The organism is Devosia sp. P3_B2 (genome assembly GCF_056402875.1).
Genome location: NZ_JBFUGO010000008.1, coordinates 18,217 through 44,897 on the forward strand (window position 1 = coordinate 18,217; position 26,681 = coordinate 44,897).

Annotated in this window: 25 protein-coding genes; 17 read left to right on the forward strand and 8 right to left on the reverse strand. The window is 65.7% G+C overall.

The features are described from left to right. Positions 1-59: 59 nt before the first annotated feature. Positions 60-617, reverse strand: coding sequence for a bifunctional adenosylcobinamide kinase/adenosylcobinamide-phosphate guanylyltransferase (gene cobU / locus AC1DV8_RS12865; protein ID WP_477157717.1), 558 nt, complete (start codon positions 615-617; stop codon positions 60-62). Positions 618-848: 231 nt separating this feature from the next. Between cobU and AC1DV8_RS12870 the strand changes: the two genes are divergently transcribed. The 4 genes from AC1DV8_RS12870 to edd are packed head-to-tail and all read left to right on the forward strand — an operon-like array spanning position 849 to position 5,834. After that, entirely contained in the window at positions 849-1,775 is a 927-nt protein-coding gene (locus AC1DV8_RS12870) for a glucosamine kinase nucleotide-binding domain-containing protein (RefSeq protein WP_477157718.1), read from the forward strand. Positions 1,776-1,811: 36 nt separating this feature from the next. Continuing rightward, a complete protein-coding gene (gene zwf / locus AC1DV8_RS12875; protein ID WP_477157719.1) occupies positions 1,812-3,293 on the forward strand; it encodes a glucose-6-phosphate dehydrogenase in 1,482 nt (493 codons plus the stop codon). Next, on the forward strand, positions 3,290-3,988 hold the full coding sequence (pgl, locus tag AC1DV8_RS12880; protein ID WP_477150795.1) for a 6-phosphogluconolactonase: 699 nt from the start codon (positions 3,290-3,292) through the stop codon (positions 3,986-3,988). The genes zwf and pgl overlap by 4 nt, the downstream gene beginning before the upstream one ends. Before the next feature lie 31 nt (positions 3,989-4,019). Beyond that, positions 4,020-5,834: a phosphogluconate dehydratase gene (edd, locus tag AC1DV8_RS12885; protein ID WP_477157720.1), complete on the forward strand. Its 1,815-nt coding sequence runs from the start codon at positions 4,020-4,022 to the stop codon at positions 5,832-5,834. On the opposite strand, the gene AC1DV8_RS12890 is transcribed toward edd, so the two are convergent. Next, entirely contained in the window at positions 5,831-6,325 is a 495-nt protein-coding gene (locus tag AC1DV8_RS12890; protein WP_477157721.1) for a M15 family metallopeptidase domain-containing protein, read from the reverse strand. The two genes, edd and AC1DV8_RS12890, sit on opposite strands and share 4 nt — an antisense overlap. Before the next feature lie 220 nt (positions 6,326-6,545). Between AC1DV8_RS12890 and AC1DV8_RS12895 the strand changes: the two genes are divergently transcribed. Then, entirely contained in the window at positions 6,546-7,130 is a 585-nt protein-coding gene (locus AC1DV8_RS12895) for a hypothetical protein (protein WP_477157722.1), read from the forward strand. Positions 7,131-7,248: 118 nt separating this feature from the next. On the opposite strand, the gene AC1DV8_RS12900 is transcribed toward AC1DV8_RS12895, so the two are convergent. The 3 genes from AC1DV8_RS12900 to AC1DV8_RS12910 are packed head-to-tail and all read right to left on the reverse strand — an operon-like array spanning position 7,249 to position 10,956. Further along, entirely contained in the window at positions 7,249-8,799 is a 1,551-nt protein-coding gene (locus AC1DV8_RS12900; RefSeq protein WP_477157723.1) for a hypothetical protein, read from the reverse strand. 4 nt (positions 8,800-8,803) lie between these two features. Then, positions 8,804-9,745 (reverse strand): DUF6384 family protein, encoded by a 942-nt coding sequence (locus AC1DV8_RS12905; RefSeq protein WP_477157724.1) that lies wholly within the window; start codon positions 9,743-9,745, stop codon positions 8,804-8,806. A 26-nt stretch (positions 9,746-9,771) separates the two neighbouring features. Beyond that, entirely contained in the window at positions 9,772-10,956 is a 1,185-nt protein-coding gene (locus tag AC1DV8_RS12910; protein ID WP_477150789.1) for a cell surface protein, read from the reverse strand. 234 nt (positions 10,957-11,190) lie between these two features. On the opposite strand from AC1DV8_RS12910, the gene AC1DV8_RS12915 reads away from it, so the two are divergent. The 8 genes from AC1DV8_RS12915 (at position 11,191) to AC1DV8_RS12950 (ending at position 20,811) form a co-directional block, all read left to right on the forward strand. Beyond that, positions 11,191-11,652: a CoxG family protein gene (locus tag AC1DV8_RS12915; protein ID WP_477157725.1), complete on the forward strand. Its 462-nt coding sequence runs from the start codon at positions 11,191-11,193 to the stop codon at positions 11,650-11,652. A 332-nt stretch (positions 11,653-11,984) separates the two neighbouring features. Beyond that, complete coding sequence (locus AC1DV8_RS12920; protein WP_477150787.1) at positions 11,985-12,995, forward strand: BMP family lipoprotein; 1,011 nt, start codon at positions 11,985-11,987, stop codon at positions 12,993-12,995. A gap of 24 nt (positions 12,996-13,019) precedes the next feature. After that, positions 13,020-14,669: an ABC transporter ATP-binding protein gene (locus tag AC1DV8_RS12925; protein WP_477157726.1), complete on the forward strand. Its 1,650-nt coding sequence runs from the start codon at positions 13,020-13,022 to the stop codon at positions 14,667-14,669. Continuing rightward, positions 14,666-15,799, forward strand: a complete 1,134-nt coding sequence (locus AC1DV8_RS12930; protein WP_477157727.1) for an ABC transporter permease — start codon at positions 14,666-14,668, stop codon at positions 15,797-15,799. Before AC1DV8_RS12925 ends, AC1DV8_RS12930 begins: the two co-directional genes overlap by 4 nt. A 1-nt stretch (position 15,800) precedes the next feature. Continuing rightward, complete coding sequence (locus AC1DV8_RS12935) at positions 15,801-16,766, forward strand: ABC transporter permease (RefSeq protein ID WP_477150784.1); 966 nt, start codon at positions 15,801-15,803, stop codon at positions 16,764-16,766. 1 nt (position 16,767) lies between these two features. Continuing rightward, complete coding sequence (locus AC1DV8_RS12940; RefSeq protein WP_477150783.1) at positions 16,768-17,172, forward strand: cytidine deaminase; 405 nt, start codon at positions 16,768-16,770, stop codon at positions 17,170-17,172. Positions 17,173-17,231: 59 nt separating this feature from the next. Beyond that, the gene (gene deoC / locus AC1DV8_RS12945; protein WP_477157728.1) at positions 17,232-18,257 is read left to right on the forward strand and encodes a deoxyribose-phosphate aldolase; all 1,026 of its coding nucleotides are present in this window, start codon (positions 17,232-17,234) and stop codon (positions 18,255-18,257) included. 178 nt (positions 18,258-18,435) lie between these two features. Then, entirely contained in the window at positions 18,436-20,811 is a 2,376-nt protein-coding gene (locus tag AC1DV8_RS12950; protein WP_477157729.1) for an aldehyde dehydrogenase family protein, read from the forward strand. A gap of 59 nt (positions 20,812-20,870) precedes the next feature. On the opposite strand, the gene AC1DV8_RS12955 is transcribed toward AC1DV8_RS12950, so the two are convergent. Together AC1DV8_RS12955 and AC1DV8_RS12960 are read right to left on the reverse strand one after the other, a co-directional pair. After that, positions 20,871-21,266 (reverse strand): SRPBCC family protein, encoded by a 396-nt coding sequence (locus AC1DV8_RS12955; protein WP_477150780.1) that lies wholly within the window; start codon positions 21,264-21,266, stop codon positions 20,871-20,873. Positions 21,267-21,355: 89 nt separating this feature from the next. Next, entirely contained in the window at positions 21,356-21,787 is a 432-nt protein-coding gene (locus AC1DV8_RS12960; protein WP_477157730.1) for a VOC family protein, read from the reverse strand. Positions 21,788-21,823: 36 nt separating this feature from the next. Here AC1DV8_RS12960 and AC1DV8_RS12965 point away from each other — a divergent pair, with 36 nt between their 5' ends. From AC1DV8_RS12965 to upp, 4 genes are read left to right on the forward strand one after another with little or no spacing between them, the layout of a single operon-like run. Further along, on the forward strand, positions 21,824-22,684 hold the full coding sequence (locus tag AC1DV8_RS12965; RefSeq protein WP_477157731.1) for a helix-turn-helix domain-containing protein: 861 nt from the start codon (positions 21,824-21,826) through the stop codon (positions 22,682-22,684). A gap of 60 nt (positions 22,685-22,744) precedes the next feature. Next, positions 22,745-24,058: a thymidine phosphorylase gene (gene deoA, locus AC1DV8_RS12970; protein ID WP_477157844.1), complete on the forward strand. Its 1,314-nt coding sequence runs from the start codon at positions 22,745-22,747 to the stop codon at positions 24,056-24,058. 3 nt (positions 24,059-24,061) lie between these two features. Further along, positions 24,062-25,240, forward strand: coding sequence for a phosphopentomutase (locus tag AC1DV8_RS12975; RefSeq protein WP_477157732.1), 1,179 nt, complete (start codon positions 24,062-24,064; stop codon positions 25,238-25,240). A gap of 14 nt (positions 25,241-25,254) precedes the next feature. Beyond that, positions 25,255-25,884 (forward strand): uracil phosphoribosyltransferase, encoded by a 630-nt coding sequence (gene upp / locus AC1DV8_RS12980; RefSeq protein ID WP_477150776.1) that lies wholly within the window; start codon positions 25,255-25,257, stop codon positions 25,882-25,884. A 169-nt stretch (positions 25,885-26,053) separates the two neighbouring features. On the opposite strand, the gene AC1DV8_RS12985 is transcribed toward upp, so the two are convergent. Further along, positions 26,054-26,677 (reverse strand): HAD family hydrolase, encoded by a 624-nt coding sequence (locus AC1DV8_RS12985; RefSeq protein WP_477157733.1) that lies wholly within the window; start codon positions 26,675-26,677, stop codon positions 26,054-26,056. Positions 26,678-26,681: the final 4 nt, after the last annotated feature.

The window sequence follows — 26,681 nt, forward strand, 5'->3', positions numbered from 1 at the left end:
CTAGGTTCCCGCCTTCGCGGGAATGACACCGAGTGTGAGGGCAGCATCCGCTGGCTACTTCAAGCCTCATACCCCCGCCGCGCCATCACTTCCGCCTCCGGCGCCACTCCCTTCAGCACCATCGGCAACCCGGCCACCACGAAATACGCATCGTCGCAGATCTCGGCCAATCGCTGGTGCGCCGAACCCGCTAGATCCCTGAACATCCGTGCCATCGCGTTGTCCGGCACGATCCCCAGCCCCACCTCGTTCGACACGAGGATCACCTGGGCACTCGTCGTCGCCGCCAGTGTCGCCAGCAACTCGTCCACTGCCGCCGCCACGTTCTCGTTGGCGACGATCAGGTTGGTGATCCATAGCGTCAGGCAATCGACGAGGATCACGTCGTGCACCTTGGCCGCACTGGCGATAGCAGCGCTGAGCCGCAACGGCTCCTCGATCGTGGCAAACGCCTGCGCGCGCTGCTGCTGGTGGCTCTGCACCCGGTCGCGCATCTCTGCGTCCAGCGCTTCGGCCGTAGCGAGATAGGCCGGCCGCTCTCCCGCTCGCATCGCCAGCCGTTCGGCAAATCCGGTCTTGCCCGAGCGCGCCCCGCCCAGCACCAGCACATGACCCATTTCTTGCCTCCTTGCCCTTCGCGCCGCATGAAGGAATGCGCGTTTCCGACGCTTCGATCCATCAGCGCCGGACTTTTGTCCGCATGCGAGCCATGCGGCAAGCGGCCTTTCCAGTCGCGCTCCCATGCTTATTCTACTTTCGTCTGAAAACCTTTGGCATTAAGGTCCGCGCCGGACTCGGGGGGCTCCTGGGTCGGCAAGCCAACAATCGTGGCAGGGAGTGCGCGTTCGGTGCCTAGGTACTATCTCGGGGTGGATGGTGGTGGCACCAACTGCCGTATCCGCCTCGCCAACGAGAATCTCGAGACCCTCGCCGATGCCGCCGGTGGTCGTTCGAACCTGCAGATCGAGGCCGGCGACCCGGCTTTCCGCTCCATCACCGAGGGCACCAAAGAGGTGTTCAAGAAGGCCGGCGTCGACATTGCCGAAGCCGCCAACACCTATGCCTGCTTCGGCATGGCGGGTGGCCGCCTGCCGTCGGCGCGCGAGGCCTTCGAGCAGCGCCCGTGGCCCTTCGCCAACGTCAAGGTTTACGACGACATCGATATCGCCCGTGCCGGCGCCCATGGCGGCGCCGATGGCGCGGTGATCATTGTCGGCACCGGCTCCGCTGCCATGGCCATCGTCAATGGCCAGCGCCACCAGTGCGGCGGCTGGGGCTTCCAGATCGGCGACCAGATGTCGGGCGCCATCCTCGGCCGCGAACTGGTGCGCCGTGCCGTGGAAGCGACCGATGGCCTCGTCTCCGGCTCACCGCTCACCGAAGCCGTGATTGCGAAGCTCGGCGGTAGTATCGACGCGGTGATGGATTGGTCGTTCCCGCAGGATCCGCGCGGCCCGATGCCCGCCGGCGATGGTGCGCCCTCGACGTTGCTCGGCCGCGCCCCGGCCGAATTCGGGGCATTGATCCCGATGTTTTTCGACTACTATGAGCAGGGCGACCCGGTGGCCAAGGAGCTGATGGAGCTCGAGCTGAGCTACATCGACACCTATGTCCGCTGGTTCAAGGCGCGCGGCGTCACCCGGATGGCCGCCGTCGGTGGCTTCGGTACCCGGCTTTATCCGCTGATGATCGAGCGCCACGGCGATTTCATCGTCCGCCCCGTCGACGAGCCGCTTCACGGCGCCGTCATCCTTGCCAAGCAGAACTTCGCCTGAGTTGCCATGAACTATCTCGATAGGAGCCTGAAGAGCGTGTCCAGCCGTATCATCCCGGTCCAGCCCTTCGATTATGTGGTGTTCGGCGCAACGGGCGACCTCACCAAGCGCAAGCTCATCCCGGCGCTCTACCATCGCTTCAAGGATGGCCAGTTCGACGAACACAGCCGCATAATCGGCGTGTCGCGCACCAAGCTGACCGATGCCGAGTTCCAGAAGCTCGCCCGCGAGTCCATCGAAGCCTTCGTCGAGAAGGACTACCAGGACAAGAAGACCATCGATCGCTTCATCGGTGCCTTCTCGTACGTCCCCAACGACGTCACCGACGAGGCCCACTGGGGCGATCTGTCGAAGAACCTGCGTGACGACCCGAAGGTCGTCCGTGCCTTCTACCTCGCCATCGCGCCAGACCTGTTCGGGCCGACCTGCGAGTACATCCTCAAGAAGGGCTATTACCGCCGCGACGCCCGCGTGGTGATTGAAAAGCCGCTCGGCCACGACCTCGCCTCGTCGATCGAGATCAACGACGAAGTGTCCAAGATCTTCAAGGAAGATCAGGTCTACCGGATCGACCACTACCTCGGCAAAGAGACGGTACAGAACCTCTTGGCGCTGCGCTTCGCCAACATCCTGTTCGAGCCGATCTGGAACTCCGCCCATATCGACCACGTGCAGATCACCGTCGCCGAGTCGGTTGGCGCGGGCACCCGCGGCTACTACGACGAGTCCGGCGCGCTGCGTGACATGGTGCAGAACCACATCATCCAGCTGCTCTGCCTCGTCGCCATGGAGCCCCCTGCGTCTGACGCCGCCAACGCGCTGCGCGACGAAAAGCTGAAGGTGCTGCGCTCGCTGAAGCCGGTTGCCGGCGCCGATGTCGGCCGCGTCACCGTGCGCGGCCAGTATCGCGGCGGCAGCGTCGACGGGTCCGCCGTCGCCAGCTACCAGGACGAGCTGCCCGAGGACAAGAAGGGCTCGCGCACCGAGACCTTCGTCGCCATCAAGGCCGAGATCGAGAACTGGCGCTGGTCCGGCGTGCCGTTCTATATCCGCACCGGCAAGCGGCTGGTCTCGCGCGCGTCCGAGATCGTCATCCAGTTCCGCAACATCCCGCACTCGATGTTCGATCACGCCCAGGGCGCGCCCAAGCCCAACCGGCTGGTCATCCGCATCCAGCCCGATGAAGGCGTAAAACTGTTCCTGATGATCAAGGATCCGGGCCCGGGCGGCATGCGCCTGCGCGAGGTGCCGCTCAACCTGAGCTTCGCCGAAGCCTTCCAGGAGCGCACGCCCGAGGCCTACGAGCGCCTGCTGCTCGACGTCATCCGTGGCTCGCAGACGCTGTTCATGCGCCGCGACGAGCTCGAGGCGGCCTGGCAGTGGATCGATCCGATCCGCAACGGCTGGGACCTCGCAAGCGACGCGCCGCAGACCTATACTGCCGGCACATGGGGCCCCACCGGCGCCATCGCGCTGATCGAGCGCGACGGCCGCACCTGGCATGAGGAAGGCCATTGAACGCGACCCGGCGCAGCTTCGGCACCAAGGAAGACCTGGCGCTGGCGCTCGCCGAAACCGTCGCTGAGCACCTGAACGACGGCATCGAGGCGCGCGGCCAGGCCGTGCTCGCCGTCTCCGGCGGCTCGACCCCGGCGCGGTTCTTCTCGGTGCTCGGGCGGCGGAAGGACATCGACTGGTCGAGGGTCACCGTCACCCTGGTCGATGAACGCTGGGTGGACGAGACCAGCAACCGCTCCAACGCGCTCTTGGTCAACGAGAAGCTGCTGCAGGGGCCGGCCGCGTCGGCGCATTTCGTGCCGCTCTATTCCGGCGGCGACGAGCCGGACGGCCCGGCCATCGCCCGCACCAACATCGCCATCAACGCCCTGCCGACGCCGTTCGACGCGGTGATCCTCGGCATGGGCAATGACGGCCACACTGCATCGTTCTTTCCCGGCGGCGACAACCTCGCTGCGGCGCTGACCGGCGAGGGGCCGGCCCTCGCCATCCGGGCGCCTGGGGCAGGGGAGCCCCGGGTGACGCTGGTCCTGAAGCGCCTTCTCGACGCGTCGGGCCTCTATCTGCATATCGAGGGGGAGGAAAAGCTGGCGACGCTGGAGCAGGCTGCGGCGGAAGGTCCCGTTGAGGACATGCCGATCAGGTCTATTCTCAGACAAAGCCAGACACCGCTGACTATCTTCTGGAGCCCCTAGAGACTGCTAGGGCTCCCCCAAGGAGCATGAGATGTCCGTCGTCAAGATCGTCCAGGAAGTCACCGACCGCATCGCGGCCCGGAGTGCCGGCTCACGCCGCGAATATCTCGAGCGCATCGACGCGGCGCGCGGCCAGGGCGTCAACCGCTCGGTGCTCGCGTGCGGCAATCTCGCCCACGGCTTCGCCGCCTGCTCGCCTTCCGACAAGGCAAAGCTCGCCGGTTCGAAGGCGCTGAACCTCGGCATCGTCACATCCTACAACGACATGCTGAGCGCCCATCAGCCCTACGCAACCTATCCCGACATCATCAAGGACGCAGCCCGCTCCATCGGCCAGACCGCCCAGGTCGCCGGCGGCGTGCCCGCGATGTGCGACGGCGTCACCCAGGGCCAGCCCGGCATGGACCTCAGCCTGTTCAGCCGCGACGTCATCGCCATGTCGACCGCCATCGCGCTCAGCCACAACATGTTCGATGCCGCGGTCTATCTCGGCATCTGCGACAAGATCGTCCCCGGCCTGATGATCGGCGCGCTGACCTTCGGGCACCTGCCCGCCGTGTTCGTCCCCGCCGGCCCGATGCCCACTGGCATCTCCAATGACGAGAAGGCCAAGGTCCGCCAGCTCTATGCCGAGGGCAAGGTCGGTCGCGCCGAACTGCTCGAGAGCGAGGCCAAGTCCTACCACTCGCCCGGCACCTGCACCTTCTACGGCACCGCAAACTCCAACCAGATGCTGATGGAGATCATGGGCCTGCATTTGCCGGGCGCCAGCTTCGTCAACCCCAACACTCCGTTGCGCGAAGCGCTGACCCGCGAAGCCACCAAGCGCGCCCTGTCGCTCACCGCCGAGGGCAACGACTACACGCCGATCGGCCACGTCGTCGACGAGAAGGCCATCGTCAACGGCCTCGTCGGGCTGCTTGCGACAGGTGGTTCCACCAACCACACCATGCACCTCGTCGCCATCGCCGCGGCGGCCGGCCTCAAGGTCACCTGGGAGGATATGTCCGAGCTTTCCGGCGCCGTCCCGCTGCTCGCCCGCGTCTATCCCAACGGCATCGCCGACGTGAACCACTTCCACGCCGCCGGCGGCATGGGTTTCCTCATCCGCGAACTGCTCGAAGCCGGGTACCTGCACGAAGACGTCAAGACCGTGTGGGGCCAGGGCCTCTCGGGTTACACCGTCGAAGCCAAGCTGATCGAGGACAAGCTCGCCTTCGAGCCCTCGCCGGCCGTCTCCGGCGACCCCAAGGTGCTCGCCCCGGTCAAGGACGCCTTCTCCGCCAATGGCGGTCTCAAGGTGCTCTCGGGCAACCTTGGCAAGTCGGTGATCAAGGTCTCGGCCGTGAAGCCCGAGAACCGCGTCGTCGAAGCAAAGGCTCGCGTCTTCCACACGCAGGAGGGCATGCAGGCCGCCTTCAAGAACGGCGAGCTCAACGGCGACGTCATCGCCGTGGTTCGGTTCCAGGGCCCCAAGTCCGTCGGCATGCCCGAGCTCCACAAGCTCACCCCGCAGCTCGGCATCCTGCAGGACCGCGGCCATAAGGTTGCGCTGGTCACCGACGGCCGCATGTCGGGCGCCTCGGGCAAGATTCCTGCCGCCATCCACATGACCCCCGAAGCCAGCGACGGCGGCGCCATCGCCAAGATCCGCGACGGCGACCTGATCCGCCTCGACGCCAACGAAGGCACGTTGACCTTCATCGGCGACGAACGCGAATTCCTCTCCCGCACCCCGGCGACCGAGGATTTGCGCCGCGAGCACTACGGCATGGGCCGCGAGCTCTTCGCCGGCTTCCGCGCCCTGGTGGGCACGGCGGATCGCGGCGCGAGCGTCTTCGGCTAGTTTGGCCGCTTGCCGGCGCGCGCCTCGGAAACCTTGATCCCCACGGGCTCGACATGTGTCGGGTCCCAGCCGATCTTGACGTTGGCATCCCAGTCGGCGTTCTCGATCGCCTGTTCCAGTCCTCCGAGCAGATGCTGGGGCACGCCCCAGCGGACGCCGGTCGCTACGCCGGCCGCCCGCGCCGCCGCTGCCAGCTGCAGCAGGTAGGATTTGCGCGAGTTGAGCGGGTTGTCGTCATCGAGCAGGTCCACCGCCAGCGCCTCGGGCGTCCCGTCCTTGCCGGTGACATTGTGGAACCCGTATTTCAGCTTCGAGTTGCCCGCGTTGAACGCCTTGAGCTGATCCTCCTGCGAACGCCACGCGTCCTGGATGCGCGGCCTGAGCCCTGCTGCCTCCAGCGTCTCGATCACCCGCCGCAGTCGAGCCGCGAATGCCGGATAAAGCTGCTTGAGCCGCTCGACGTTGCGCGCCCGACGCTTGCTGTCTTCCATGAACCTGTCCCTTCCCCTGTTCGAGGGAGAGGATAGGGCTGGCCGAAACTGCGGGGATTAGTCGGCGCCCTTAAGTACCATCACGCACGAAGCGGCCCCTCCGGCCGGAAGAATGGGGGAGCCATGATGCAGGGCGGGAACCCGTCTCCGCCATTCCCCCAAGCCCGGGAATCTCGTACCCATCGGTCGACGCTCCTTCACTGGGGCAGGGGAGGGGAACTTGATCCGCCGGACCACCCGCATCGCCGTCATCCTGGCCGCCACAGCGCTCGCCGCCTGCTCCTCCATCCCCATCGGCACCGCCAGCAAGCTCCGCGGCCTCGACTATCTCAATGACGACGTCGCCAGCCTGCTCCTCGCCTTCGATCTGCCCCCGGCCCTCGAGCCGGTCCCGGACGGCTCCACGCTCAGCTTCGACATCACCACCCCAGCCAGCGGCGAGCGCCACATCAAGGCGACCCTGGTCGCCGCCGACGCCGCCGAACTCGCCGGCACGCTGCCGCCCCCCAGCGGCGAGCGCAACTACTACCTGTTCGGCTTTTCTGACCCCGACAAGCAGGCGATCCGCGAAGCCCAGGCCTGGACAAAAACCCTGCCGCAGGGCAACAACGCCCTCTCCGTTTCGCTGTCGCCAAAGTTCTGCCGAACCGAAGCGATCGATCCCGCCAAGACCACCGTCTCCGCCCTCATCGCCCTCCCTGGCGCCACCGCCCTCGCCCCGCTCCTCAGCAACCAGCCCCTGTCCACGGTTCTCACCGGCGCCCCTATCAAGGACATCCCACCCTGCGCCGGTCACTCTGGGTAGGGCAAACGGCAGCAGGTGATCGCTATGCTGGTTGTGCGTGTCGGTCAGCACGAGATGTGAAACCCAGGGCGCGACAAAGCGCTCGCCATCTGGCCACGAGCGGACGTCTCCAGCCCGCCTAAAACCCGCCGCCGGTCTTGAACCCGCCGGTCGTGCGGTTGCCGCTGGAGCCCGTGCGCGGCCGCGAGAACCCGCCGCCGCCGCTGCTCGAGCCACCGCCGCCAAACCCGCCGCCGCCCGTTGGCAGGCGGCCCCAGCCTCCGCCGAACCCGCCATCCCGGCGTCCGCCCGAAGGCCCGCCGCCAAAGCTCGAATCCGGCCACTGGAAGCCGCCGCTATTGCCGCCCCACGGCGAGTCCTGCTGCTGCTGCCGCGGCTCGACGCCGCCCGTCCAGTTCTGGCTCCGCCGCCACTGGCCCCAGTAGTCTGCGGCAGTAATGCCGCCGCGCAGGAAATCGTTGAGCAGGTCCCCGACCAGCTTGTCCTCGCGGAAGGTCGAGCGCGGGTTGTCGAAGTTCTGCTTCTTGAACTCGTACTGGATGTCCTCGAGCTCGCGCCGCCGCGCCGCCAGCGTTTTCAGCCGGCTCTTCTGCTCGCGGCTGTCGCCGTCTTCCTCGCTGGCGCGCTGTCGGGTCTCGTCGATCTGCTTGACGATCGTGTCGTCCTGCCCGGTCTCGGTGGCGCGCGCCTCCGCCAGCAGCGTCTTGATATCCTCCCGGCCCAGCGCCTCCGCCAGCCCGCTCACTGCCGAGCTGAACGCCGGGTCGCTCCCCTGCGCCAGTTCGCGCTGCTCGCGCGCCTGTTCGTCGCGCTTGTCCTCGGCCGCCACCATCTCCTGGTCGATGGCCGCGATCCGCGCTTGCGCCTTCTCCAGCAGCTCGCGCGTCGGCTTGCCGCCGGCCGCATCCACCGCCGCCTTCTCGAGCCGGGTGACCTCGTCCACTGCCGCCTGCGCTATCTGCTGCTGCCGCTCGGCATGCTCTCGCAGCCGCAGCGGGATTTCGTTCAGCATGGCGAAGTTCACCCGCGCCTCGGGGAACCCGACCAGCCGCGCGATCAGGCTGTCGAAATACTGGATGAGGTTGTTTTCGCGATAGTTCTTGGTGCCGAAGCCGCGTTCCCACAGGTACATGAACAGCGGGTCGTCGCGATAGGGTCGCCCCTTCTGCTCCCGATCGGCTTCCGCCTGCTGCGTCTTGCGGATGCTCTCGCCGGCGACCTGCGCCAGCTGCTCGGCCGCCTTGCGCTTCTCGGCGTATTCAGGGTTCTTCACTGCCTCGACCGACACCTTGTTGGCCAGCACCTTCAGCTCGCCCTGCGCCTTCTCGGCCGCCGCGGCCTGCTCGGCGCGTTCCTTGGCCAGCGCCGCAATCTGCGCATCGAGCCCCTTGAGCTCGCCCTCCGTCGCATCGAGGTCGGCGCCGTGCTTGCTCAGCAATTCACGCGCCTTCAGCTCGGCCTGGCTCAGCCGCCCGGTCAGCGTCGCCTGCACCGACGGGTCGAGCCGCACCTCGGCCAGCTGCCTGAGCAGTTCGCTCTCGGTTTCCTTGAACTTGGTGACGAGTTCGGCCGAGCGCGCCAGGCGCTTGGCGATCTCATCCTCCTCGCGGCGGATGTCGCGCAGCGCCTCGTCCAGCGAACGCAGGGCCTCGGGTCCGGAAAGGCTCATGGCGCTACCACCGCGTTACTGCCCCGCCCAGAACCGGCATCACGTAATCCGGCTCCAAGAACCCATACTCCTTCAACCCCAGCACGTTGCGCTGCAGGATGCCGTCATCCTTCTTGTCGCTCTCCACCGCGCGATAGGTGCTCTCCGGCACCCGCACGCCCCAGATTGCGACATTCTCGGTCTGGCCGTTCTCCTCGTTGGAGATCGGCAGCGTCAGCGGCTTGCCGTCATCGTCGATCGCCTCGACCACGACATAATAGTTGGTCGCCGCCGTGTTGATCTCGGGGAAGGTCCAGAACCCGGTCTTCTGGTCGGGCCGGTTGACGATCTTGAGCTGGTATTCCTGCCGGATTTGGTCGCGCAGCCCGGTGAGCGAGGCGATCGCCTGCTCGGCGCCGGTCCGGTTGCCCTCGGCCGCCGCGGTCTTGCCGCGGGCGCGCATCTCCTCGGCCTCGCCGACCGCCTGCTGCACCTTGGTCTCGTCGAAGATCGTCTGGTACAGCGCATCCATCTCAGCCGGCAGCTTCTCGCTGAGCTCGATCCGCGCACCCTCGATCTGCGCCTGCTGGTAGGGCTTGTAGGCGAAGAAATAGCCGCCGAGCCCGATCACCAGGATCAGCGTGATGGCCAGCGCCGCCGGCCCCCATTTCTTCCGCCCGACATAGAGCTTGGCGAGGCTCACCCCGAGGCTCGGCTTGGGCGGCGTGTAGACGAAGCGGCTCTCGTCGAGCGCCTTCACCCCCTCGGCGAGCACCGCGTCGGTCACCTCGATGCCCTGCTGGTGATAGATGTCGCGCAGCTTCTCGATCAGTTGCTTCTCGCGGGCATCGCCCGCGAGTTCGCGCTCGACGAGGTCCTGTCGGTGACGGAGCGTGTCGACCACGTCCATCGCCAGCATCACTTCGTCGAGCGGGGCCTTCTCGGCGGTCGCCGTAGTCGTGCTCATCTGCTGCGAGCCTGCGGTTCCCCGGCCTAGTTCTTGGTTTCGAGCAACAGCGCGTTGCCGTCGGCCGCGAGTTGCGCCAGGCGGCGCTTGCCGTCTTCCACGGCATCGCGGATTTCGGCCGAATTCTTGGTCGCCTGGTCGCGCATCTCGTTGATGATGACCCGCGATTTCTCCTGGAACGTCACCACCGAGTCGACCAGCTTCTTGACCGCATCGGCGCGGATCGTCGGGCCGTAGCCGGCCTTCACCGCCGCCTCGCCAACGCGGTCGCCGATCTCCGAGAGCGTCTCGAGGCTCTTGGACATGCCTTCCTTCATGGCGTTCAGCGTCTCGGTCGATTCATGCAAGCCGAACAGGCCAGTGAACGAGGCCGACAGCGCCGTGAACACCGTCTCGTTGGTCGAAAAGAACGAAATCGCCTGCTGGTACACCCGCTCCTTGGCCTGCGTCGTCTGCATCAGCCGCGCCATCACCACTTCCGACGTCGAGTAGGAGATGGTGAGGTTGTCCGAGAGGTCCTTGGCGATCTGGTAGCGGCGCTCCTCATTCTGCAGGTCGCGCAGCTTCTCGTCGCGGTCCATTTCGAGCTTCGCCCGGTCCGCCGGCGTGCCGGTGGTGAACGCTGCGAGTGCATCGCTCGAGGCGCTCAGCGTGGCTTTCCTCTCGTCGAGCTTCTTGGTGGCGATATCGAGCAACTCGAGCGCCATCACTTCGGCCTGCTTCAGCGCGCCGCGGAAATCGCGATACGCCTCGAGAATGGTGTGCTCGCGGTCGACCTGGTTCTTGGTCTCCTTGGAGACGTCGAGATAGGTGTCGCGGATCTTGTCGAAACGGGTGGCGATATCGCCACGGCTGACCTTCATCCAGACGTTGGAAACGCGCTCCATCAGGTCGAGCTTGCCGTCGTCGAGCTGGTCCACCAGCCCCTTGGCGTCGTCGCGGATGGAGTTGAAGCCGTTGGTGATGTCCTCGTAGCGCTCGCCGACATTCATCGCCGCGACCTGGCTGCGCACCACCTCGTTGAAGGCGCTCGCCTGCGTCAGCGTGCGGCCGATGAGGATGACCTTGTTCTCGTCGAGGTCGGTAATCTCGTTCAACAGCCCGGTGATCGGCTGTTCGGCGGACTGCTCAGGCCAAATGCCGAGCTGCTTGATCGCCCCCATCGCCTTGTCGAGATACTGCAGGGGCTTTTCCATCACTTCAGTGGCCATTTGGATGCGTTCCCTCTATCGGTCACCTTGAGGTGACATGATTCACGTTCCCGGCGTCAGTTGCCAATGTTGCTTATATCGGCGCCGCCTATTTTGCGCGATATGGTGCTTAAAAGCCTCACGAAAAGGGCCTTGCACCAAGATTGCGGCAACCGTTGCAGTGGTGCCGCGGTTGTGGCTTCAGGCATCGCGCGCTAGCTAAGTATTACAGCATCGGTACGAGGGAATGACGGCATGGAATTCGGCGGCAAGTACCTCGTTTCGGCGCCACGGCAGGCTGTCTGGAAGGCGCTGAACGACACCCAGGTGCTGAAGGCCACTATCCCCGGCTGCCGCCGCATCGACTGGACCGGCGAGACCACGCTGGGGCTCGAGATCGAGGTCAATCTCGGCCTCATGCAGCCCGTCTTTTCTGGCGACCTGGAACTCCGCGACATCATCCCGGCCGAACGCTACACCCTCGCCGGCAAGGGCCGCGGCGGCCTCCTCGGCAAGGCCGAAGCCGCCGCCGACATCGTCCTCACCGACGCCGGCCACGACACCCAGCTGGTCTTTGTCGCCAATGGCGGCGCCGACGGCGGCATCATGAAGTTCGGCAAGGCCCTCATCGGCTCCTCCGCCCAAAAAGTCATCGACGGCTTCTTCGAACGGTTTGGCGAGGCGATGGGGGTAGAGGTAAAGCCGATCACCGCGTGATGCTCCCCTGAGCTCCCCACCCACCGGCGTCATCCCCGCGAAGGCGGGGACCCGGTGCGGTCTTTCAACTTCCGGTGGCGTTGCAGCATCTCACTAGGTTCCAGCCTTCGCGGGAATGACGTCGGTGGGATGCTATTGGCCCAACACAGAGCCGCACAGCCGCCGTCGCGCCCGCGCGTAAACCCTCGCATCACGAATTTTGCCCACTTGGTCAAAATCTGCACAGCCCCCTCTTGCAGAGCGTCGGTTTGCAGGATTGTATTCCTTCCCAACGCGCCGGGCTGTCAGGGCGGCATGTGCCGTTGCCGGACGCGACACAGGGAGACTGATCCATGAACTTTTTTTCGAAGCGCATCAGTGCGCTCGCCGCGGGCGTGGCGATGTCGGTTCTCGCAGCCGGTGCTGCCCTTGCCGATCCGGCGATCATCTACGATCTGGGTGGTAAGTTCGACAAATCCTTCAACGAAGCGGCCTTCAACGGCGCCGAAGCCTGGAAGAAGGAAACCGGTGGTTCTTACGTCGATCTCGAGCTGAAGGACGACGCGCAGCGCGAGCAGGCTCTCCGCCGCTTCGCTTCGCAGGGTGCCAACCCGATCGTCATGGCCGGCTTCTCGTGGGGCACCGCGCTTGGCACCGTCGCCGCTGAATTTCCCGATACCAACTTCGTCGTGATCGATGCCGTCGTCGATGCGCCGAACGTGCAGTCGATCATCTTCGACGAGCACACCGGCTCGTTCCTCGTCGGCGCCATCGCAGCGCTGAAGTCGACCACCGGCACCGTGGGCTTCGTGGGCGGCATGGACGTGCCGATCATCCACAAGTTCTACTGCGGCTATGCCCAGGGCGCCAAGGCCGCGAAGGCCGACGTCAAGCTGATCGAAAACTACACCGGCACTACCCCGGCCGCCTGGAACGACCCGGTCACCGCCGGTGAGCTCACCAAGGCCCAGTTCGATGCCGGTGCCGACGTGGTGTTCGCGGCAGCGGGCGGCTCGGGCCTCGGCGTGCTGCAGGCCGCTGCCGACGCGGGCAAGCTCTCGATCGGCGTCGACAGCAACCAGAACTACCTGCACCCCGGTTCGGTCCTGACCTCGATGCTGAAGCGCGTCGACGTCGCCGTCACCACCGCGATGAAGGAAGCCGGCGACGACGCTACCTTCAAGCCCGGCATCACCGTCATGGGCCTCGCCCAGAACGGCGTCGGCTATGCGCTCGACGATAACAACAAGGCGCTGATCACCGACGACATCAAGACCAAGGTCGACGACTTCTCGGCCAAGATCCAGTCGGGCGAGATCAAGGTGCACGACTACACCACCGACTCGACCTGCCCGGGCGTCTGACCCTTGGTCGAACCTGGCACCCCCATGGGTGATCAATCAGCGCAGCGGCCCGAAAGGGCCGTTGCGTCTTCGGCCGCCTCCGATTTCGCCATCGAGCTGATCAAGATCAACAAGCGGTTCGGGCCGGTCCACGCCAACAAGGACATCGACCTGTCGATCCGCCGCGGCTCGGTCCACGGCATCGTCGGCGAAAACGGCGCCGGCAAGTCGACGCTGATGTCGATCCTCTACGGCTTCTACCACGCCGATAGCGGCGAGATCCGCGTCAACGGCACCCCCCACGCCATCACCGACAGCCGCCACGCTTTGGCGCTCGGCATCGGCATGGTCCACCAGCACTTCATGCTGGTCGACAATTTCTCCATCCTCGAAAACGTCGTGCTCGGCGCCGAGGACAATGCGCTGCTCGGCCCCAGCCTCGAGCGCGCCCGCAAGGAACTGACCCGCCTCGCCAAGGAGTACCGCCTCGACGTCAATCCTGATGCGATCATCGAGGATGTCTCGGTGGGCACCCAGCAGCGCGTCGAAATCCTGAAGGCCCTCTATCGCGGCGCCGACGTGCTGATCCTCGATGAGCCGACAGGCGTCCTCACCCCGTCCGAGGCCGACGACCTGTTCCGCGTGCTGCGCGAGCTGCGCGACCAGGGCAAGACCATCATCCTGATCACGCACAAGCTGCGCGAGATCATGGCCATCACCGACTATGTCTCGGTCATGCGCCAGGGCGCCATCGTCGAGACCCTGAAGACCTCCGATACCAATCCCGAACAACTCGCCGAGCTGATGGTCGGCCGCCGCGTGCTGCTGCGCGTCGAAAAGGGCCCCGCCAATCCGGGTGAAGTGCTGCTCGGCGTCGAGCACCTCGTGGTCAAGGACGACCTCGGCGTTACCCGCGTCAAGGATGTGAGCTTCACCGTCCGCGCCGGCGAGATCGTCGGCATCGCCGGCGTCGCCGGCAATGGCCAGTCCGAATTGCTCGAGTCGGTCTCCGGCATGCGCGACCAGACCGCCGGCATCGTGCGCCTCAAGGGCACGCCGCTGTCGCTCGAGGGCGACGACGGTGCGCACCGCGCGCGCCAGGCCGGCCTTGCCCACGTGCCGGAAGACCGGCAGCGCATGGGCCTGATCACTGCCTTCGAGGAATGGGAGAACGCCATCCTCGGCTACCAGGACGACAAGGCCTACGGCAAAGGCTTCATCCTCGACCTCGATGCCGCCCGCGCCCAATCGCGCGAGCGCATCAAGAAGTTCGATATCCGCCCGGCCAACGAGCGGCTGAAGACCGCCAACTTCTCCGGCGGCAACCAGCAGAAGATCGTCCTCGCCCGCGAGATGGAGCGCAACCCGGATGTGCTCATCGTCGGCCAGCCGACCCGCGGCGTCGACATCGGCGCCATCGAGTTCATCCACAACCAGATCATCAAGATGCGCGATGCCGGCAAGGCGATCCTCCTCGTCTCGGTCGAACTCGACGAAATCCGCTCGCTATCCGACCGCATCCTCGTGATGTTCGACGGCCACATTGTGGGCGAAGCTGACCCGGCCACCGCCACCGAACGCGAACTCGGTCTGATGATGGCCGGCATCGGCGACAAGCAGGCGGCCGCCCCCCAGGCGCGCGCAGCGGCCGACGATTCGGCTCCGCGCGCAGCGGGCGAGGGATCGACTTCATGAGCGCGGTTCTGAAACCCTTGCCCCGCTGGGCCGATATCCTCCTGCTGCCGGTGATCAACCTGGCGCTGGCCTTCATCGTCTCCGGGATAGTCGTGTTTGTCATCGGCCAGAATCCGCTGGCGGCGCTAGAGGCCATCGTCAACGGTGCCTTCGGCAACGGCTACAATTTCGGCTACACGCTCTACTACTCGACCAATTTCATCTTCACCGGCCTTGCCGTGGCGGTCGCCGCCCATGCCGGCCTGTTCAACATCGGCGGTAACGGCCAGGCCTATATCGCCGGCCTCGGCGTTATCGTCGTGGCGCTCGCCATGCAGGCGCTGCCTTGGTGGCTGACCTTCCCGGCCGCCATCCTCGCAGGCGGCGCCGTCGGCGGCCTCTGGGCCTTCATTCCAGGCTACCTGCAGGCCAAGCGCGGCAGCCACGTCGTCATCACCACCATCATGTTCAACTTCATCGCCTCGGCGATCATGGTCTACATGGTGGTCAACGTGCTGAAGCCCGCCGGCATCATGGCGCCGGAATCGGCGATGATCGCCGTCGAAGGGCGCATGCCGAAGTTCGGCACGTTCATCCCTTGGTTCAAGAATACCGACGTCAACTTCACCCTGGTGCTGGCCGTTCTCTGCCTCATCGGTGTCTACGTGCTGATCTGGCACACACGCTTCGGCTTCGCCATGCGCGCCCTTGGCTACAACCCCACCGCCTCGACCTACGCCGGCATCTCCAACTCGCGCATCATCATGATCGTCATGACGCTGTCGGGCGCGCTCGCCGGCATGGTGGCGGTCAACCAGGTGGTTGGCGTGCAGTACCGGCTCGTGCTCGACTATGTCGCCGACGCCGGTTTCGTCGGCATCGCCGTGGCGCTGATGGGTCGCAATCACCCAGTCGGCATCGCCTTCGCCGCCCTGCTGTTCGGCGCCCTCTACCAGGGTGGCAACGAGTTGCAATACGTCATTCCCGGCCTGTCCAAGGAAATGGTGGTCGTCATCCAGGCCTTGGTGATCCTCTTCACCGGCGCCATGGAGGGCATGTTCCGCCCCGGCCTGCAGCGCGTCTTCGCGCTGTTCACGCCGGCACAGAAGGCCGAGGCTGTGGTGCGCAACACCGTCGGCAAGGAGAGCTGAGATGGATCTCGCACTCGTCCTCTCGACGCTCGACGCCACCATCCGCCTGTCGACGCCGCTGCTGCTCGCCTGTCTTGCCGGGCTCTATTCCGAGCGCGCCGGCATTTTCGATATCGGGCTTGAGGGCAAGATGCTCGCCGCCGCCTTCGGTGCCGCCGCCGTGGCCGCCGTCACCGGCAATGTCTGGCTCGGCCTCCTTGCCGGCCTTGCCGTTTCGCTCACCACCGCCGCCCTTCAGGGTCTCGCGGCCATCACGCTCAAAGGCAACCAGCTCATCGCCGGCGTCGCCATCAATATGCTGGCGGCCGGCCTCACCACCTTCCTCGGCATCCAGTGGTTCGCCCAGGGCGGCCGCACCCCACCGCTTTCGCCCGGCGGCCGTTTCGGCAATATCGATCTACCCTTCGCCGCCGAACTCGCCAACGTCCCGGTCATCGGCCAGATCTATTCCGAGCTGATCTCGGGCCATAACCTGCTCGTCTATATCGCCTTCCTCGCCGTACCGATCACCTGGTTCGTGCTTTACCGCACCCGTTTCGGCCTGCGCCTCCGCGCCGTCGGCGAAAACCCCAAGGCCGTCGACACCGCCGGTATCTCGGTGGTCCGGCTGCGCTACCAGGCGGTGCTGATCACCGGGCTGCTCTGCGGCTTTGCCGGTGCCTTCTTCTCGATCGCGCAGGGCTCCGGCTTCGGCAACAACATGACTGCCGGCAAGGGCTTCATCGCGCTCGCCGCGCTGATCTTCGCCAAGTGGAAGCCGGTGCCCGCCATGTTCACCTGCCTGCTCTTCGGCTTCCTCGATGCGCTGCAGATCCGCCTGCAGAATGCCGAGCTGTTCGGCATCCACATCCCGGTGCAGGCCATCCAGGCGCTGCCCTACGTGCTGACCGTCGTCGTCCTCGCCGGCTTCATCGGCAAGGCCGTCGGCCCCAAGGCCGGCGGCGTCGCCTACACGAAGGAACGCTAGCATGGCCGTCACCGACGCCGAGCTTTTCGCCGCTGCCGTGGCCATTCGCGCCAAGGCCTACGCGCCGTACTCGAAATTCCAGGTCGGGGTCGCCATCCTTGCTGACGACGGCAAGATATATTCCGGCTGCAACGTCGAGAACGCCGCTTACCCCATCGGTAATTGTGCCGAGGCCTCCGCCATCGCGGCCATGATCGCCGGCGGTGCGCACCGCATCAAGCGCGTCTACGTCACCGGCCCAGGCGCAACCCCCGTGACCCCCTGCGGCGGTTGCCGCCAGCGCATCCGCGAGTTCGCCGATCAGGATGTAGTCGTCGTCTCGCACGGTATCGACGGCACGCCGCTCGAGCAGACCATCGCCCAACTGCTCCCGCACTCTTTCGGCCCCGAGTTTTTGGGCCGATAATGGCAGTCAGCAAAGTGCCGCAAAAAGGGGCTAACCCGAAGCGGCAAGGAGGCCACCCCATGGAACTTCGCGTCGTCGATCAACCGGCCGCACCCAAGCCTGCAGCGGCAGCTAAGTCGAAGGAGGCCGCTGCCTCCCATCGCCGCAATCCCGGCTTCCCGCTCGATCTCGACTGGGTCGAACGCGTCCGCATGAACCGCTCGGCACTCGAACGCCGCGCGTCGACGCTGCCCGCCCGCCGGACCGTGAAGAAGGACTGGCAGGCCGCCTGGCTGCTCAAGGCCATCACCCTGATGGACCTGACGACGCTCAATTCCGACGACACGCCCGGCCGCGTCGAGCGCCTCTGCGCCAAGGCCCGCCACCCGGTGCGCCAGGATATCCTCGATGGCTTCGGGGTCAGCGACCTCAACGTCCAGCCTGCTGCCGTCTGCGTCTACCACAGCCTCGTCAAGACCGCCGTCGCCGCGCTGGAAGGCACCAATATCAACGTCGCGGCGGTCTCCACCGCCTTCCCGCACGGCCTCGCCCCGCTCTCCACGCGCCTCGCCGAAATCGAAGCTTCGGTCGCCGATGGCGCCAAGGAGATCGACATCGTCATCGAGCGCGGCATGGTGCTGCGCGGCGACTGGCAGGCGCTGTACGACGAAATACGCGCCATGCGCAAAGCCTGCGGCGACGCCCACATCAAGACCATCCTCGGCACCGGCGAACTGGCCACGCAGACCAATGTCGCAAAGGCCTCGCTGGTCTGCATGCTCGCCGGCGCCGATTTCATCAAGACCTCGACCGGCAAGGAAAAGGTCAACGCCAACCTCCCCACCTCGCTCTCGATGGTCCGCATGATCCGCTGGTTCCACGAGGAAACCGGCATCGAGATCGGCTACAAGCCCGCCGGCGGCATCGCCACGGCCAAGCTCTCGCTCGACTACATGGCGCTGATGAAGGAAGAGCTCGGCACCCACTGGCTGCAGCCCCACCTGTTCCGGTTCGGGGCCAGCTCGCTGCTGACCGACATCGAACGGCAGCTGGAACACACACTCACCGGCCACTACGCCGCTGACTACCGGATGCCGATGGTGTGACCCGCTGAGGGGGCGGTGATCCTCCCCCGCGTGGCGGGGGAGGGGCTTCGAGCCGGCCCGGAGGGCAAAATCGCTCCGGTGGAGCGATTTTAGGTGAGAAGGCCTTGAGAGCTATGCTCGAAAGGCCCGAAGAAGCTGGTGGAGGGGGCGGTCAAACGCTCCGTCGTTGGAGAATGAAATGAACAAAATCGCCGAAATCTTCACCTCCCTCGACTACGGCCCCGCGCCGGAATCCGCGGACGTGGCTCTCGCCTGGCTCGCCGCCCACGACAACACCTTCGGCCACTTCATCAACGGCGCCTGGACCAAACCGGGCAAGACCTTCGCCAGCGAAAACCCCGCCAACGGCAAGGTCCTCGCCCAGGTCACCGACGGCACCGCCGCCGACGTCGATGCCGCGGTGAAAGCCGCCCGCGCCGCCGCAAAGCCGTGGGCCGCCCTCTCCGGCTACCAGCGCGGCAAGTACCTCTATGCCATCGCCCGCCTGATCCAGAAGCACTCCCGCCTGTTCGCCGTGCTCGAAACCATGGACAACGGCAAGCCGATCCGCGAGAGCCGCGACGTCGATATCCCGCTGGTTGCCCGCCACTTCTACCACCACGCCGGCTGGGCCCAGCACCTCGAGCGCGAGTTCCCCGATCACGTCCCCTACGGCGTCTGCGGCCAGATTATCCCGTGGAACTTCCCGCTGCTGATGCTCGCCTGGAAGATCGCCCCGGCGCTGGCTGCCGGCAACACGGTCATCCTCAAGCCCGCCGAGTTCACCTCGCTCACCGCGCTGCTGTTCGCTGAAATCTGCGAGAAGGCGAAGCTCCCCAAGGGCGTCGTCAACATCGTAACCGGCGAGGGCGATACCGGCGCCGCCATCACCAACCACCCCGATATCGACAAGATCGCCTTCACCGGCTCCACCGAGGTCGGCAAGATCATCCGCCGCGCCACCGCCGGCTCCGGCAAGGGCATCTCGCTCGAACTCGGCGGCAAGTCGCCCTACATCGTCTTCGACGACGCCGATATCGATAGCGCCATCGAAGGCCTGGTCGATGCCATCTGGTTCAACCAGGGCCAGGTCTGCTGCGCCGGCTCGCGCCTGCTCGTCCAGGAATCGATCGAAGAGCGCTTCATCGAAAAACTGAAGAAGCGCATGTCCACCCTCCGCGTCGGCGACCCGCTCGACAAGGCCGTCGATATCGGCGCGCTGGTCGCCCAGGTGCAGGTCGAACGCGTCCGCGACCTGGTGAAAAAGGGCGTCGCCGAAGGCGGCCAACTGTACGAGCCCGATATAGATCTACCCAAGGGTGGCGGCTGCTTCCTCCGCCCCGCGCTGATCACCAACGTCTCGCCCGCCAACACCGTCGCCGCCGAAGAAATCTTCGGGCCGGTGCTCGTCGCCATGAGCTTCCGCACCCCGGAAGAGGCAGTGGCCTTGGCCAACAACACCAAGTACGGCCTCGCTGCCACCATCTGGAGCGAGAACATCAACCTCGCCCTCGATATCGCGCCTAAGCTCAAGGCCGGCGTCGTCTGGATCAACGGCACCAACAACTTCGACGCCGCGGTCGGCTTCGGCGGCTACAAGGAATCCGGCTTCGGTCGCGAAGGCGGCAAGGAAGGCATGGCCTCCTACCTGAAGCCCGCCTGGGAGAAGGAGCTCAAGCACTTCGCCGCTCCCAAGGCAGCGCCCGCCAAGGCCGCCAACCCGCTCGACGACAGCGCCGACATCGACCAGACCGCCAAGATGTACATCGGTGGCAAGCAGGCCCGCCCGGATTCCGGCTATTCCCGCCCGGTCCATGGCCCGAACGGCGCGCTCGTCGGCGAAGTCGGCGACGGCAACCGCAAGGACATCCGCAACGCCGTCGAAGCCGCCCGCGCCGCCCTCGGCTGGTCCACCACGGCCGCCCACACCCGCGCCCAGATCCTCTATTTCCTCGCCGAAAACCTCGAATACCGCGCCGACGAATTCGCCGCCCGCATCAAGGCGCAAACCGGCGAAGACGGCACCGCCGAGGTCGAGGCCAGCGTCGAGCGCCTCTTCGCCTTCGCCGGCTGGGCCGACAAGTACGATGGCGCCGTGCACAACCCGCCGCAGCGCATGATCGCCACCGCCATGGTCGAAGCCATCGGCGCCATGGCCATCCTCGCCCCGCCGTCGCGACCGCTGCTCGGCTCCATCGCGCTGATCGCCCCGGCCCTCGCCATGGGCAATACCGTAGTGCTGGTCCCCTCGGAAAAGTCCCCGCTCTCGGTCACCGACCTCTACCAGGTCATCGAAACCTCGGACGTCCCCTCGGGCGTCATCAACATCGTCACCGGCGAGAGCAAGGTGTTGGCCAAAACCCTCGCCGAACACGACGGCATCGACGCCATCTGGTTCGCCGGCGACGCCGAAACCTCCGCCATGGTCGAGAAGGCCTCTGCCGGCAACGTCAAGCAAACCTGGACCAGCCGCGGCCTCTATTACGATCTCGCCGACAAGGCGAAGTTCGAAGGTGACTACTTCCTGAGGCGCGCCACGCAGGTGAAAAACGTCTGGATCCCGTACGGGGCGTAACCCACAACCGTCCCACAGCGCCTCCCCCTGTTGAGGGGGAGGCTGGGGAGGTAGCCGCCTCAAACCTCGAGCATCGACTTGAGCGCCGTAAAGTCCGCGCGGATCCACTCCAGCGCCGATGCCAGTTGCTCGTCATCCATCCCCGGCCGTCGGTAGAACGTGAAGGTCACCAGCGTCCGGTTGCCATCGGCGACAACTCGCATCGGCATCATCACCGGCTCCTCGCCCGCCTTGTAGACGGCATGGTCGAGGATGCCCTCGCCATTGGGTGGGCTGAACCGCACGATACGGGGCCCGAACTCGGTCTCACCAGACCATTCGAGCGGCCCGATCTGCTTGAACGACGCCTCCTCCACCGCCGCCCAGCGCGGATAGTTCCGCGGCGCAGCCAGGAACCGATAGACCTCGGTGACCGGCTTCTCGATATACGTCTCGATCGGATGGGGCTCTAGCATGGCGTCTACCACGGCCGCCTAACTGGCCGCATGCTACACCGTAATCCCTTCCGGATGAATGCCGTGTTGACGCCGCCGGCATCGCGGCGTCAGGCCGCGTGCCCGGCCACCGTCTCTACGTAGTGCGGGTTGTACATGATCCCCAGTACGTTGCCGAACGGGTCGACCACCGACGCTGTCACGAACCCGGTCTCGCCGCGCTTGGTGATCGGGTCGTACTCTTTGGCGCCCATCTCCTTCAGCCGCGCGAACGCCGCCTCGATGTCCTCGACATGCCACAGGAGGATAGCGCCGCCCGGTCCCGGCTGCATCGCTGCCGGCGCATAGCGGCGGTCGATGATGCCGAATTCGTCCTCGCTGTCGCCGATCCGGAACTCGACATAGGCCGGAGCCTCGCGGCTCGGCATCTGGAAATAGGCCTCGACGCCGAACAGTTCGGTGTACCAATCGCGGGCCGCGTTCATATCGTCGGCAAAGAAGTTGACCGTGGCCATGCCGCGCAGAAAGTGCTTGTTGCTCATCGTCGTAACCTTCCTCGTTGAGTTGATGACCCGACAATGACCGATGCTACGAGGCCTGTATTTCAGAAACCCGCAGCGCCCAGCGAGCCCGGCGAGCCCGGGGAACCTCCATACGATCCGCGCGGCCGCCTCGATCCGGCGGGCTTCGATCGGCACGTCAAATTCCGCACTGTGCCGCCGCCCCCCGATCTCGCCCGCTTCATCGAGCATTTCTGGATCATCCGCTGGGACAGCGCGCTCGGCCCCTACGATTCCGACGAGGTGATGCACCGGCCCTATGTCGATCTATTCTTCTCGGCGCAGGAATCCGGCATCCAGGGCACCTTCCGCGGCAAGCGCACCTATTCCGCCGCCGGCAGCGGCCGCATCATTGGCGTCCGCTTCCGCCCCGGTGGCTTCCACGCGTTCTGGGCAGGCGAAATGGCCGACCTGCAGGACAAGGTGGTGCCGCTGACCTCGGTCTTCCCCTGGGCCGATGCCAGAGGCGTCGCCACCATCCTCGCCCACGATGACGACAAGGCCGTCGCCGCGCTGCTCGAGCGCATTCGCGCCGCCGCCCCCACCGCCGACGAGGCGCTAGAGGAGATCAATGCCATCATTGCCGCCGTCGAAACCAACGGCACCCTCACCACCGTCGCAGCGGTAGCCGAAGCCTTCGGCCGCAGCGAGCGCTGGCTACAGCAGGCTTTCCGCGACCATCTCGGCATCGGCCTCAAATGGCTGCTGCAGCGCAAACGCCTGCTGGCCGCCGCAGCCGAGATCCGCGCCAGCGACGAACCCGATTGGGTCGGCATCGCCTACGATCTCGGCTATAGCAGCCAGCAGCATTTCATCACCGATTTCCGCACCGTGCTGGGGGCGACGCCAGTGCAGTACCACAAGGGCGTCACCCGGTAGCGATGTGCCTGTCGTCGCTTGAGTTTCCGGCGGCCAGAGCGCAAGAAAGCGGCCATGACCGTGCTCCCGCAAGAAACCATTATCCGCAAGCGTGATGGTCTCGCCCTCACTGCCGGCGAGATCTCCAGCTTCATCGCCGGCCTCACCAACGGCACCGTATCCCACGCCCAGGCCGCCGCCTTCGCCATGGCGGTGTTCTTCCGCGACATGGCCACGTCGGAGCGTGTCGCGCTCACCGAGGCGATGCGCGACAGCGGCACCGTGCTCGATTGGTCCGATCTCGATGGCCCGGCGGTCGATAAGCACTCGACCGGCGGGGTAGGGGACAACACCTCGCTGATGCTGGCGCCGATCCTCGCCGCCTGCGGCGTCTACGTGCCGATGATCTCCGGCCGCGGCCTCGGCCACACCGGCGGCACGCTCGACAAGTTCGATTCCATTCCCGGCTATACCACCAGCCCGGACAATGCCCTGTTCAGGAAGGTCGTGCAGGAAGCCGGCTGCGCCATCATCGGCCAGACGGCCGATCTCGCCCCGGCGGACAAGGTCCTCTACGCCATCCGCGACGTCACCGGCACCGTCGAATCCATCCCGCTGATCACCGCCTCGATCCTGTCGAAGAAGCTCGCTGCAGGCCTCAGCGCCCTGATCCTCGACGTCAAAACCGGCTCCGGCGCCTTCATGCCGACGCTGGAAAAATCCCGCGCCCTCGCCGAAAGCCTGGTCTCGGTTGCCAACGGCGCCGGCCTTCGCACTGCGGCGCTGATCACCGACATGAACGAGCCGCTCGCCTCCGCCGCCGGCAACGCGCTGGAAATCCGCAACGCCGTCGACTTCCTTACCGGCAAGCATCAGGACGCCCGCCTCCGCGAAGTCACGCTAGACCTCTGCGCCGCCGCCCTCCAGCTCAGTGGCTACGACGGTGATGCCGCGGCAGCGGTTGAGCAGGCGCTCACCAGCGGCAAGGCAACCGAGCACTTCTCGCGCATGGTCGCGGGGCTTGGCGGCCCCGCGGACTTCGTCGAGAACATGGACGCACACCTGTCCCCGGCACCCATTGTGCGTGATATCCTCGCTCCCGTCGCCGGCACCATCACCGCCATCGACACGCGCGGCGTCGGCATGGGCGTCGTCGCCCTCGGCGGTGGCCGCCGGCTCCCCTCGGACAGCATCGATTTTGCCGTAGGATTCGACCAAGTCCTTGGTCTGGGTGCGAAAGTCGACGTTCATACTGTGTTGTGCCGCGTTCATGCACGCACCGAAGATATGGCAGCAGATGCGACCCAACGCTTCCTCGCCGCCTACACCATCAGTGACCGGCCGGCCCCAAATCACCCGCTGATCGCCGACTACGTCCCGCCTACGGAGGCCTGATCCATGCCCCGCGCCATCCTCTGCATCCTGGACAGTTTCGGCATCGGCGGCGCCCCCGACGCAGCCGATTACGGCGACGTCGGCTCCAACACGCTCGGCCACATCGCCGCCAACTATCAGATATCGCTGCCGAATCTGGACGCCCTCGGCCTCGGAGCCGCGGCAAAGCTCTCCACCGGCGAAATCCCGCGTGGCCTCACCGACCAGCCCAAGGGCGGCCGCTGGGGTGTTGGCCGCGAGGTCAGCAAGGGCAAGGACACACCGTCCGGGCACTGGGAGATTGCTGGCGTGCCGGTGCCGTTCGAGTGGGGCTATTTCCCGCAGACCGAGCCCACTTTCCCGCCCGAGCTGATCGCCCAACTGATTGAGAAGTCAGGCATTCCCGGCATCCTTGGAAACAAGCACGCCTCCGGCACCACCATCATCGCCGAGCTCGGCGAGGAGTCGATCCGTACCGGCAAGCCGATCTGCTACACCTCGATCGACAGCGTCTTCCAGATCGCGGCGCACGAGACCCATTTCGGCCTCGAGCGCCTCTACGAGCTCTGCAAGACCGCCTTCGAGCTCACTGCGCCATTGAACATCGGCCGCGTCATCGCCCGCCCGTTCGTCGGCGAAAACGCCAGTGATTTCAAACGCACCGGCAACCGCCGCGACTTCGCCATCGCCCCGCCTGAGCCCACTCTGCTCGATCGCGCCAAGGATGCCGGCCGGCAGGTCTACGCTCTCGGCAAGATCTCCGACATCTACGCGGGCCACGGCGTCACCCACAAGATCAAGGCCACCGGCAATATGGCCCTGTTTGATCGCGCGCTCGAGGCCATGCAGATGGCCGCTGACGGGGCTTTCATCATGGTCAACTTCGTCGATTTCGACCAGGATTTCGGCCATCGCCGCGACGTGCCGGGCTATGCGCAAGCCCTTGAAGCCTTTGACCAAAGGCTCCCCGAGCTGATCGCCGCGCTGCGCCCTGACGATCTCGTCGTGCTCACCGCCGACCACGGCAACGATCCGACCTGGCGCGGCAACGATCACACCCGCGAGCAGACCCCGATTCTGGCCTTTTCCCCAAGCCTCACGCCCGGAACCATTGGCATTCGGCCGACCTTCGCGGATATAGGGGAAAGCATCGCCCGCTGGCTCGGCCTCGCGCCCGGACCGCACGGCAAATCCTTCCTCTAGCTCACGAGGCCTCCATGCGTGGCGTAACGGTCGTCGATCACCCGCTGATCCAGCACAAGCTCACGATCATGCGCGACAAGGATACCTCGATCGCGGGGTTCCGGCGCCTCCTGCGCGAGATCGCGCACCTGATGTGCTACGAGGTGACGCGCGATCTCGAGCTCGAAATGGTCGAGATCGAGACGCCGATGACCAAGATGGATGCCCCCACCATCAAGGGCAAGAAGCTTGTATTCGCTTCGATTTTGCGCGCCGGCAACGGCCTGCTCGACGGCATGCTGGATCTCGTCCCCGCCGCCCGTGTCGCCCATATCGGCATCTACCGCGATCACGAGACGCTGCAGCCGGTCGAGTACTATTTCAAGGCGCCGTCCGAGCTCGACAACCGCCTGATCATCGTCGTCGACCCGATGCTGGCCACCGCCAACTCCTCGATCGCCGCCGTCGACAAGCTGAAAGAACGTGGCGCCAACAATATCCGCTTCCTCTGCCTGCTCGCGGCACCCGAGGGCATCGAGAAATTCTCGACCGCCCACCCGGACGTGCCGATCTTCACCGCCGCCATCGACAGCCATCTCAACGAGAAGGGCTACATCATCCCCGGCCTCGGCGACGCCGGCGACCGCATGTACGGCACGAAGTAGGTCCTCACGCGCTGGTCGCGCTCCGGACCGGGCGCGCCACGCGCGGCGTCCTCGCTTCGCTCGTCCGGACAGCACATTGCATGGAAATCAATGCCTTAGACGCCCGGCAGTCTGGCAAAAGTCCAACGCTAGATCGTGAACTTCTGCCAGTCGTCGGCTAATACGAGCCTCAGCTCTTCTTCAGCGGCAGGCCGAGCCCCATCAGTTCTTTCCGCAGCGCCTTCGTGTCGCCGGTGAAGTGGATGGCGTTCATCCCGAACTTGCGGGCCGAGACCACATTGGGCTCGCTGTCGTCGATGAAGACGCACATCTCGGGCGCCATGCCGTAGCGTTCGCAGAACACGCGGTAGAGGCGGGGGTCGGGCTTCACCAGCCCTTCGAGGCCGGAGACCACGACGCCGTCGAACTTTTCGAGGAACGGCCATTCGCCGAGGCAACTCACCCACTTCTCCCACGAGAAGTTGGTGATGGCGAAGGTGGGGATCTCCGCTGCGATCAGCTCGTCGTGGATGTCGATCGTGCCCTGGATGAACTCCCCGACAGTCTCTTTCCAGCGCAGGTCGAACGCCTGGATCTCGCGCCAGTAGCGCGGGTAGCGGGTGATCAACTCAGCGACGCCCTCAGCGAAGATGTCGCCGGCGTCGAACTCGAGGTTCCAGTCCTTGGTGCAGATATTGTCCCAGAACCACTGCGCCTCTTCCTCGGTCGGAAAGAGCTTGCGGAACAGGTACATGGGGTTCCAGTCGACGAACACCCCGCCGAGGTCGAACACGGGGATCAGGGTATCTTGCATCGGC